The 10,438-nt window shown below is 70.5% G+C and carries 8 protein-coding genes; 1 reads left to right on the top strand and 7 read right to left on the bottom strand.

The genetic code is table 11. The annotated features are described in order from the left end of the window. Window positions 1-851, bottom strand: an 851-nt coding sequence (locus V6D00_13290) for a DNA methyltransferase (GenBank protein ID HEY9900146.1), incomplete at its 3' end; no start/stop codon positions are given. Window positions 852-987: 136 nt separating this feature from the next. On the opposite strand from V6D00_13290, the gene V6D00_13285 reads away from it, so the two are divergent. Then, the gene (locus V6D00_13285) at window positions 988-1,752 is read left to right on the top strand and encodes a biotin/lipoate A/B protein ligase family protein (GenBank protein HEY9900145.1); all 765 of its coding nucleotides are present in this window, start codon (window positions 988-990) and stop codon (window positions 1,750-1,752) included. Between the two features lie 8 nt (window positions 1,753-1,760). On the opposite strand, the gene V6D00_13280 is transcribed toward V6D00_13285, so the two are convergent. From V6D00_13280 to V6D00_13255, 6 genes are all read right to left on the bottom strand, one after another. Next, window positions 1,761-2,183, bottom strand: coding sequence for a hypothetical protein (locus V6D00_13280; GenBank protein ID HEY9900144.1), 423 nt, complete (start codon window positions 2,181-2,183; stop codon window positions 1,761-1,763). A 165-nt stretch (window positions 2,184-2,348) separates the two neighbouring features. Further along, window positions 2,349-2,951 carry a MarR family transcriptional regulator gene (locus V6D00_13275; protein ID HEY9900143.1) on the bottom strand — a complete coding sequence of 201 codons (603 nt, stop codon included), beginning with the start codon at window positions 2,949-2,951 and terminating at the stop codon, window positions 2,349-2,351. Window positions 2,952-2,962: 11 nt separating this feature from the next. Beyond that, a complete protein-coding gene (locus tag V6D00_13270; GenBank protein HEY9900142.1) occupies window positions 2,963-4,942 on the bottom strand; it encodes an HD domain-containing phosphohydrolase in 1,980 nt (659 codons plus the stop codon). Window positions 4,943-4,962: 20 nt separating this feature from the next. Next, on the bottom strand, window positions 4,963-5,832 hold the full coding sequence (locus V6D00_13265) for an energy transducer TonB (GenBank protein ID HEY9900141.1): 870 nt from the start codon (window positions 5,830-5,832) through the stop codon (window positions 4,963-4,965). Window positions 5,833-5,841: 9 nt separating this feature from the next. Continuing rightward, window positions 5,842-7,503, bottom strand: coding sequence for a hypothetical protein (locus tag V6D00_13260; GenBank protein ID HEY9900140.1), 1,662 nt, complete (start codon window positions 7,501-7,503; stop codon window positions 5,842-5,844). A gap of 2 nt (window positions 7,504-7,505) precedes the next feature. Further along, window positions 7,506-10,438 (bottom strand): tetratricopeptide repeat protein (locus V6D00_13255; GenBank protein ID HEY9900139.1); only part of this gene is annotated, 2,933 nt, incomplete at its 5' end.

Raw genomic sequence — 10,438 nt, 5'->3', positions numbered from 1 at the left:
TTGCGCTTCGGCTTCTGGAAGATGAACACGTACTCGTGCTTGAAGACGTAGTAGCCCTGGGCCAGGGCGCGGTAGCGCCAGAGGTTGCCGTTTTTGCCCTTGCCCTTCTCGTTGCCGTTGATGTCCTTGACGACGATGCTCTTGAGCGAGAAGCCCACGTCCATCGCCGCCTGCATGCACATGAAGCCGAGCGGCACCCACTGGCTGCCCGCGTACTTGTCCCCGATCACCAGCGCCATGAAGCGCCCCGGCGCGAGCAGCTCGAAGGCGTTTTCGATCACCGGGCGGAAGCGCGCGATGAACTCGGCATCGGTCGAAACGTTGGAGAGGTCCTCCGGGCGCTCGCCATTCGAGAAGGAGATGATGTCCCCGTAAGGCGGGTGAAGGATGGCGAGGTCCGCGTGAGACTTGCCGAGGCGCGCGAGCTCCTCGCGAACCCGCTCGAGGGTGCTCGCCGCAGCCGAGTCGCCGACCAGCACCCGGGTCTCGACTCCCTCGGGGTTCTGGGCCCCCTCGATCCGCGCCTCGGCCGCCTCGGCGACGGCGCTCAATAGCTCCACTCCTATCCCGTGGCGCCCCATGCGGCGGCACTCGATCAGGGTGGTGCCCATGCCGTTGAAGAGGTCCAGGACGACCTCGCCCTGCTTGGTGTACCGCTTGAGCAGCTGCTGCGGGAGCTGGGGGATGAAGTTGCCGTGGTAGTCGCCCACGTGCGTCTCGCCCTTGTCGCGCTTGGTGAAGAGCCACAGGCTCCCCGTCTCGACCTCGGGATAGTTCTTCCAGTTGTTGAGATCGATGTCGGAGTAGGCGTTGGTCTTCGCCTGACCTTCAGCGGCCTTGCGGGCTGGCATTGGAGCTCCTTGGCGGATGGCGCGGGGTGGGGCGGGGCTGAGCCGCCGCCTCCATTGTAAGCGAGAAGGGGCTCCGCTTGCTAGTCCCGCCGGCGGCGCGCTTGCGGGGATGGCCCCTCTCGGTTAGACTCGAGGCATGCGACACTGGCGACTCTTGCTCGATGACGCGGCCCGTGGCGCGCGCAACATGGCCGTGGACGAGGCGATCCTCGAAGCCTACCGCGCGGGCGAGGCTCCCCCCACCCTGCGGCTGTACGACTGGCAGTGCCCGACCCTCTCTCTGGGCTACGCCCAGCGCGCCACCGACGTGGCCTTCGAGGCCTGCGAACGCGAGGGGGTCGAGGTGGTGCGGCGCCCCACCGGAGGCCGGGCGGTCCTGCACGGGGTGGGCGACCTCACCTACGCGGTGGTGGCCTCGGGGGCCGAGGGCTTTCCCGAGAGCGTGGCCGACTCCTACTGCATGATCGCAAAGGCCATCATTGCGTCGCTCCAGGGGCTGGGGCTCGACGCCGAGCTGACCCCCGGCGCTCGGGGCAGCGGGAATGCGAGCGCCTGCTTCGCCACCGCGACCAAGGCTGACCTCACGGCGAGCGGCCTCAAGGTGGTGGGCAGCGCCCAGGTCAGGCGGCAGGGGGGCTTCCTCCAGCACGGCACCCTGATGCTGACCCAGGGGCCCGAGGCGATCGCTCCGTTGCTGGTCTCGGGGGTCCCACCCAAGGGCATGGCGAGCCTGTCGGCCCTGAAGGGCGAGGCGATCGAGGCCCAGTCGGTGCGGCGCTCGCTGATCGAGGGGTTCGCGCGCGCCTTCGGGATCGAGCTCGTTGAAGGGGCGCTCTCCCCTACCGAGGAAGCCTTGGCGATGCGCCTGGAACGGCCCCCAATCCAAGGGGCGAGCGCCTAGCAACGGCCTCAGGGCGTGCGCGGCCTCTGGCCAGCCCAGGCAGGGCGTCCTGCTTCATCACGCAGCACGAATACCCGGCCACCCGTCGTGATGGTTGCAGCGACGATTGCTGGCTGCCCGGCGAGGGTAACGCGCGACCCCTTGACCGTGATGACGTCTCCCACCCGAATGGGCGGTTGCTGGGCATCGATGAACCACGCCGGTCCCAGGTGGACGGGAATCGTCTCCTGAGCGCTCCTGACCACCAGATGGACGCCGGCACCGCCTCGCGGCGAGGTCGGCCGCTCGATGGCCGTCACGGTGCCTTCGATCGTCGTCACCGTGGAAGGGATATATTGCCGCTCACCGCCAGGCGGGCCAGGTTGGGCCTGCGCCCCGGCGGCGAAGCCCCCGCTCGAGCAGGCCAGCAGCAGCGCGACTCCGAATCTCATGGACCTGGGCAACACGTGTAACCCTCCTTGCTCGCACCGTCGAACCCAGGTCACTCATGGCACATGCCCCCATCCCCTGTCGACACTCGAGCCAGCCCAGGAAATGTCGATCCCCCCGATCGAGGCCGCGCGACGGTATCGTCGACGTAGAGACGCAGAAGCGGCTCACTCCATCTCGCCGCGTCGCTGCTTTTCGGCGAGGCGCTTCATCTGGAACATGGTGCGGGTGAGGCCCACCCCGAGCGCCACGCTGCGCAGGTCGCGCGCGTCGAGAACTCCCAAGGAGACGAACTGATCGAGCATGCTGTGGGCGAGCTCGCCCACCTGGATCAGCTCGGCCAGCCGATCCGCCGCCACGCGCTTGCACTCGTCCTCGTCCTCGTCGCCGGCCGCCTCGAGCTCGATCTCGGCCTCGCGCAGGCGCTCCAGGGTGGTCGAGACCTGGTACATCTCGCGCTCGCGGATGACCTTCGAGATGGGACGCCAAACATTGCGCTCGGCCGTGTAGTATTCCTTTCGCTCGCCGGGTGTCGGCTGCTTGTGGACCACCCCCCAGCGCACCAGCTCCTGCAGGACCATGCTGACCAGGCCACTGCTGATGCCGAGGCCCGAGCGGATCTCCTGGGCCGACAGGGGCCTGGGGCTCAGGTAGACGAAGGTCCACACCATCCCGAGGACCCGCTTGAAGCCCCACATCTCCACGATGCCACCGACCGCCTCGCAGGCCCGGTAGATCGCAGGATCGATCGACGGCGATTCGCTCGACATGGCGCTCCTTCTCAAGACGGGTTGATGATCCGGCCCTGCTCGAAGATCCGGTAGTCGACGAAGACCTCTAGCAAGCCGGCGTCGATGTGGTGGTCCCTGGCCTCGAAGTGGAGGATGTCGAGCGCCCGCTCGAGCGGCATGGCCTTCTTGTAGGGGCGATCGCTCGCGGTCAGCGCGTCGAAGATGTCCGCGATCGCCATCATCTTGGACTGCACCGGGATGCCTCCGTCGGGCAGCGCCCGGGGATAGCCCTTGCCGTTGAGCTTCTCGTGGTGGGCGTAGGCGATCTCGGGGACCCGCGAGAGATCGCTGGTCCAGGGGATCTGGCTCAGGAAGCGGTAGGTGTGGGAGACGTGGCTCTCGATCTCGCGGCGCTCCTGCTCGTCCAGGCTGCCGCGCCGGATCGAGAGCTGCCTGACCTCCTCGGGCCGCAGGAGGGGCTGATCGGCCCCGTACACGTCCCGGTAGGTGTGCTCGGCGATCTCGAGCAGGCGCAGGAAGCTGCCCTCTTCAAGGACCGTGGGCTCGTTGGCCTCCAGGATGATGCGGAAGTACTCGTCGAGGGCCGTCAGCTCGTGCGAAAGGGCCGCGTCGAAGCGTGGAAGATCCCTGAGGTACGCCTCGCGCCCCCGCGCGAGGACGTAGTCGAGCCGGCTTCGGCTGTCGCGGGCCTCGAGGGCCTGGCGGACGAAGTGGAACCGGCTCTGGATCAGCTCCAGCTTGAGGGGGTAGAGCTTCTTGGCCTTGACCAGGACCTCCTCGCGGACCCCGACCTTGCCGAAGTCGTGAAGCAAGGACGCGTAGCGCACCTCGCGGATCTGGTCGCGGCTGAAGTGCACGTCCCGGAAGGGGCCGTGATCGAGCCCGTTCACCTGCTCGGCCAGGGCCACGGTCAGGTTGGCCACCCGCGACGAGTGGCCCGAGGTGGTCGGATCGCGGCTCTCGATCGCGGTGACCGACGCGTTGACGAAGCCCTCGAACAAACCCTCGATGTCCTGGTAGAGGGAGTTGTTCTCGATGGCCACCGCCGCCTGGCTCGCGAGGCTGAGCACCAGATCCTCGTGCAGCGGGTCGAAGGGGATGACCTCGCGCTCCATCAGGTGAGGATCGTCCAGGAGGGTGTCCCGGCGGCGCTTGCGGTTGATCAGCTGGAGGATCCCGATGGTCTCGTTGTTGCGGTTGCGCATCGGGATCACGAGCATGGACTTGGTGCGGTAGCCCGTCCGGCGATCGAAGGTGCGGTCGAAGGCGTACTCGGCCCCCTCCGGTAGGGCGTACACGTCCGCCAGGCTGAGGGAATGCCCGCTCAGCGCGACGTAGCCCGCGAGGCTCGCGCGCGAGATCGGCATGGTGAACTCTTGATAGGCGAACGGGAAGGTGTCGTTCTGGGACAGCTTGAAGCGCAGCACCGGGCCGCCGGCTTCCTTGCGCTCCACCAGGTACAGGCTGCCGGCGTCCGCGTAGACGATGTCGCGGCTCTTCTTGAGGATGAGGTCCAGCAGCTTGTCGGGGTCGCGCTCCGACGAGAGGGCGATCCCGATCGCGTTCAGCTCTTGGAGCTTGACGGCGTACTCGCGCAGCTCCAGGCGCGATCGCTCGGTCTCGAGACGGTTGAGGATGAACTGGAAGGCGTTGTCGACCAGCTTGCCGAACCCTCGCGGATGGTAGGGCTCGCGCAGGTAGCCCCACAGGAGGTCCTCGGGCACCTCGGCAGGGGCCTCCTCGCCTTCCGGATAGGAGCAGACCAGCACGCCGCTGGATCCCCAGAGGGCCGCGATCTCGCGCAGGGTGGCCGCGTCGCCCGTGGCCATCAGGTGGCGGTCCACGACCAGGAGCTTGGCGCTTTCGCCCCCCGCGTAGCGCAAATCGGAGAGCGAATCGACCGTGCGCCAGGCGAAGCCATCGACCGCCTGCGCCTCGAGGATCGCCCCGTTCGGGTTGAGGCGCGAGGTGTAGAGGATGCGTTGCGGCGCGGCGTCGTCAGGGTTCAACCCGGAGTCTCCTGTGGGCATCAGTCCAGCCGGAAGCGAAGGGTGATCTCCCCCCACTGGGTCACGGGGGCGGCACCCTCGGGCAAGGGGGCGAAGCGCCAGCGCTTGAGGGACTCCAGCGCCCGGCGATCCATCTCGGGGGTGCCCGAGAGGCGCACGACCTCGACCCGGCTCACCCGGCCCTCGGCGCCGACCCAGACCCGAAGGCGCACGTCGCCCTCGACCCCCATTCGCTGGGCCGCATCGGGGTAGCTGGGGGGATGCTGCTCGAGGATCCGGCGCTGGGCGAGATCCCCGCTCAGGCCGGTGCCCGAGTCGATGCTTCCGCCGCGGTGCGGGCTCTGGGCCGAGGCGTCCTCGCCGCCGTCGGAGGCGAGGGCGGCTTCGGCCGCCGAGGCCAGCGCCCCGATGCGCGACGCCTCCCGCGCGCGGTCCTTGGCCTCGCGCTGGGCCAAGAGCGCGTCGTAGTCGGGCTTCGGCTGGATCGGCTTGGGGACGGGCGCCTTGGGAGCGGGAGCCTGGGAGGTGAGGGCCTTGCGAGGCGCCTCGACGGGCACCTTGCGGTCCGCATGGCGTTCGACGGGAGCGTCGGGCAGCACGCGCTGGGCCACGTCCTTGGCGGTGGGGCGATCACTTGCTTGGCCCTTGGTGTCGCCCACCGGACCGTCGGTGACCACGTCCACCAGCTCGATGGGCTGCGAGAGGGGCTCGGCGGGGTGCTCGGCCCCGGCCGCCCAGGCCAGAAGGAGCAGGACGATCGCATGAGCGCCCAAGGAAGCGAGCCAGGTCCGCGGCGCGGGGGTGGCCGCAGCGAGCGCGAGCGCCGGCACGGTGGGTGCGAGCGCGCGGGATTTTCGCTTGCGGGGCGGCTGGATCGTGGTGGGGGCCACGGCGCTCTCCTAGAATCCGAAAGCGACGCCGGCGACGCAGAGGGCGTCGGGGGCGAAGAAGTTGAGGGCCGGCTGCTCCTGCTTGAGCGGAAGGGCATCGGCGCGCAGGTACAGCGCGAGATCGGGGGTCAGGCGGTAGGTGCCCTGGCCCTTCAGCAGGGCCTGGTAGCCCGTCGCCGTCTGGGCCGAGGTCTGGCCCTCGCCGAGCTGCTGGAGCACGACCGAGGCCCCGAGGTCCACCTTCAGTTTACCAGAAAGCCAGGTGCTCTCGTGGGCGGTGCCCGCCTCCTGCCGGATCTCGCCCAGGGGCTGAACCGTCTGCCAGCGATAGAAGAAGCGCTGCCCCGCGTCGTCCCAGGCACGGTACTGCACGGCGAGCTCGCCTTCTGTCGCATGCTGCGTCGCGCTGCCGAAGTCTCCCGAAAGCCCCGGGTTGAAGGGTTGCCAGAGGCCCGTTGCCCCCGGCATGGCGCGCCATGCGATCCAGCGCTCGGCGGCCAGGTAGGAGAGCGAGGCCTGGGTGAACCACCGATCGTCCAGGCGATGGCTGCCCGACAGGTCGAGCCTCAAGGGGACCCTCTGATCGACCAGGGCGCCGTTGCCTGCGACGAAGCGACGCGACAGGTAGAGGGCCTCGAAGGTCGGCATGGTGGTCTGGGCGCGCAGGCCCGCCGCGAGCTCGGTGGCGTCCGAGGGGCGGTAGCGCACCGCCAGGCCCGGATCGATCACGCCCCGCTCGTACAGGTGGCCCAGGCCGAGCGACGCGTTCAGGCTCCACCGCGGCATGAAGGCCCACTCGTCCGAGGCCGCCACGTAGACGAGGGCGTCCGAACGCTTCTCGGTCCGGCGGTGGCCGATGGACGCCGCCACCTCCACCGTCTGGTCCGCGAGACCCAGCTCAGGGCGCCATGTCCCCGCGAGGGCCCCCTGACCGACGCCGCTGTCGATGCCGAGAGAGGCGGGCCCGGCGACCCGGCCGCCCGAGGCCTCCAGGCGCAGGTTCACCTCGGCGAGGCGGTAGCGGCCGTTGAGCGAGAGGCCCTCGGCGAGCGCATCCCCCGTGCCCGGCGCGACCGTGGTCGCGCGACGATCCATCGCAAGCCCTGCGGCGAGCGACTCGCTGGCCGCCGAGAGGCCCAGGTGCCAGCGCGACCAGTCCCCGGGCACAGGGGTCACGCCCGCGCCGGTCTGGCCCTCGATCTCGCCGAGCGCCGTCATGGCGTCCAGGGGAAGGCCCACCGGCAGGGCGATCGCCCTGCCCAGGTACGCGCCGAGGTCGTAGCGGTGCAGGCCGAGGGTGCCGAGCCGGCCTTCGCCGTAGCCCGATCGGGGCACGGCTGCGGCCTCGCGCGGTCCGGCGATCGAAGGGGTCACGCTCTCGGAGGCCTGGGCCAGGTAGCGGTCCAGGTCCAGGGCGGTGCGCGGCCGCGGGAGGGTGAAGGGCATGGCCCCGGGCTCGTCCGGCGAGAGCTTGTTGCCGGGCAAGAGGGGCCCGGCCGTCTCGTCCTCGCCCCGGATGAGGACCGAGGGCAAATCCACCGGCAACTTCTCGGCATTCTCGAGGCTGGGCTTGGGCGCAGCCTTCGCCGTGCCCGGTGCCGCCTGGGCTCCGACGGCCAGGGTGCCGGCGAGCGCGAAGGCCGTGCAGGTCGTAACGATCCAGCGCTTCACGGCTACCTCCTGTTCACGTTCTGGTCGATCCACTTGAGGCGATCGCTCGCCTCCTTGCGCTCGGCCGCGGGCAGCGAAGTGGTGCCGGCCACCTGACGGTACAGCTTCTCGGCGTCCTTCCAGCGGCGCAGGTGCTCGTAGGCCTCGCCCTGCTTGAGCCAGGCGAGCGCCTGCCACTCGCGCCCCACCGTGCTCGGCACCTTGAGCTTGGAGAGCTCGGCGGCGGCGTCCTCGAAGCGCTTTCCCGCCACCAGGGCGTAGCCCAGCCAGTAGCGGGCCTGCACGGCCCCGAGCGAGCCCGCGGGGCTCGCCTTCTCGGCCTGGCGGTAGGCCACGGCCGCGTCGGCGTGGTTGCCGCGCTTGAGCTCGATCTGGCCGATGCGCAGGTAGGCGACCGAGGCCACGTCAAGCCGCGACGAGAAGCGCTTGGCGAGCTCCCGGTAGGCGTCGAGGGCGAGCTGGTCGCGGCCGTCCTTGGCGTAGGCGGTCGCCACCGCCACCGCCCCCTTGAGCACCGCCGGGTGACCGGGCTGGAGCTTGGCCAGAAGGGCGTAGGCCTCCCTGGCCCGGGCCGGCTCGTTGGCGGCAAGGTAGCGATCGGCGAGCTCCAGGGTCCATGCGATCTGCTGAGGGCCGCTCACGCGGCAGAGGGCATCGAGGGTCGCGAGCCCCGCCTCGGTGTTCGAGGCCGCGAAGTAGGCCATGGCGAGCAGATGACGCTGCTCGAGGGTGGGGCTCTCGATGGCGTCCAGGGCGCCGATCGCCTCCTCGGCGCGCCCCTTGTCCAGGTAGCCCTGGGCGATGCGGCCGAGGGCGTCGCCGGCCCAGGCCGAGCCGGTCGCCTCGAGGGCGACGCGCCGGGCCTCGTCCCAGTCGCCCTTGGCGATCCGGGCCTGGACCAGGGGCTGGGCGATCTGCTCGCGCTCGGCCTTGGGGCGGTTGCCGTCGGCGTAGATGGCCTGGTAGGTGTCCGCGGCCTGGTCGTACTGCGCCGCGTTGAAGTAGGCGGCCCCGATGCGGGCCTGGGCGTCCGCGCGCTCCTCGGCGCCGGCCTTGGGATCCTTCAGGATCGCCTCGAAGCGCGAGACCGCCTCGGGATACTTGCCCAGCCGGAAGGCGGCCTGGCCTGCGATCGCGCGCACCCGGTTCAGCTTGGAGTGGCCGCCGAAGCGCTCGGAAAAGGAGTCCGCGAGCTTGAGGGCCTCTGCTGCGTTGCCCTTGCGGTAGGTCGCCCACGCGAGGCCCAGAAGGACGTCGGGCAGGGCCTCGACCGAAAGCTGGCTGCCGTAGAGCGAGGCGTAGGTCGACTCGGCGGCGCCCCAGTCGTGGGCGCTGAGCTGGAGGGAGCCCAGGCGCAGCATGGCGTCCTGGCGAAGCGGCGCGGCCTTGAGGGTGTCGCCGGCCTGCTTGAAGAGCCTGCGGGCCTCGTCGTAGCGCTTGAGCTGGTAGGCGCTGTAGGCCTGGCCGTAGGCCGCCTCGGGGGCTTTCTCCGCGCCGGGGTATGCCTTGAGGAAGCGGGCGTAGTGGGCGAGCGCCCCGGCGTAGTCGCCCGTGCGGTAGGTGGCCTCGGCGAGCCAGTACAGGGCCTCCTGGCCGTAGCGGCCGTCGGTCACGTCCTTGAGGTACGAGGCCGCCGCCGCGTACTCCTCGGTGCGGAAGTGGGCGAGGCCGAGCCGGAAGGTGACCGCGTCGCCCTTGCCCTCCAAAAAGGCCAGATCGCCTTCGCGCTTGGCGAGGTCGGTGTAGATGGCGATCGCCTCGTCGTAGCGCTTGAGCGACAGGAGGCTCTCGGCCAAGAGCCAGCGAGTCGGTCCCCGCTGGGCCGACTCGGGGTAGCCCGAGAGCAGGCGCCTGGCGCGCTCGATGCAGGCGGGAAAGCGGCCGTCGTTGTAGTCGAGCTCGGCAAGCCCGAAGAGGCTCAGCTCCTCGTACGAGCCCGATCCCGGCTCGGCGACCGCCTTCTCGAAGGAGGCCCGGGCCTGGGCGGGGTTGGCGAGCTCGAGGTGGACCCGGCCCAGCGCGTAGAGCACGGCCGGACGAGAGGCGCTCTTGGGATACTTCGAGAGCCACCGCTCCATGGCGGGCTTGGCGCCCTTGGCGTCTCCTGATTGCCAGCGGGCGTAGGCCTCGCCGTACTCGGCAGGCTCGCTCCAGCGGGTGCCGGGCTTGACCATGGCGTAGGCCGCGCCGGCGAGCTTCCAGTTGCCCACCGCGGCGTAGCCCTCGCCCGCGACGAACTGGGCGCGTGCCGCGAGCTCGAGGTCCTGGGTGCTGGTGGCCAGCGCGCGGAGCTCGTCGGCCGCCAAGAGAGGCTTGCCCAGGCGCAGGTACTGGTTGGCGAGCATCAGGCGGGCGGGCTTGGCCTGGAGGCTTTCGGGGAAGAGGCGCGCGGCCTCCTTCCAGGACCAGATGGCACGGGCGGGGTTGGCGAGACGCTCGTAGCACCAGCCGATGGCGTAGGCCGCGTGCTCGCGGCGCTGGGGGTCCTTGCTCTCATCGAAGACCGCCTGGTAGGCGGCGAGGGCCGGCTCGAAGGCCCCGCGCGCGAAGCGATCGTCGGCAAGCTCCAGGCCGGCGTCGTCCTTCTCGGGGCCGGTCAGCTGCGGCAGCAGGCGCGCGAGCGTCGCGTCCGCCGCGTCGTGACGGCCCTCGGCGCGCTCGAGCAGCACCAGCTCCTTCTGGGCGCGGGGGTGCCACAGGCTATGGGGGGGGATGGCCCCGAAGTGCTCGCGCGCGGCCCTCGGGTTCCCCAGGCGGCGCTCGGCGTAGCCCAGAAGGAAGCGGCCGTGCTCGCGATCCTCGCCGTGCAGGGCCGCGAGGTCGCCCTGCAGTGTCTGGCGGGCGACCTCGAAGGCCTGGTGGCGGATCAGGGCCTCGAGGCGGGGCCAGTCGGTGGGCCCGGGCGAGGCGATGGCCGCGAAGGCCGCGGGTGCCG

Origin of the sequence: Pantanalinema sp., assembly GCA_036704125.1 — a bacterium.
GTDB lineage: Bacteria > Cyanobacteriota > Sericytochromatia > S15B-MN24 > UBA4093 > JAGIBK01.
The sequence above is the reverse complement of the archived record's forward strand: the minus strand, read 5'-3'. Positions and strand labels throughout refer to the sequence as shown.

What these genes read in the sequence shown, in the direction of transcription:
- V6D00_13275 (HEY9900143.1), bottom strand. Translation starts at nt 2,951, where the DNA reads ATGTCGAGCGAATCGCCGTCGATCGATCCTGCGATCTACCGGGCCTGC.
- V6D00_13285 (HEY9900145.1), top strand. Translation starts at nt 988, where the DNA reads ATGCGACACTGGCGACTCTTGCTCGATGACGCGGCCCGTGGCGCGCGC.
- V6D00_13280 (HEY9900144.1), bottom strand. Translation starts at nt 2,183, where the DNA reads ATGAGATTCGGAGTCGCGCTGCTGCTGGCCTGCTCGAGCGGGGGCTTC.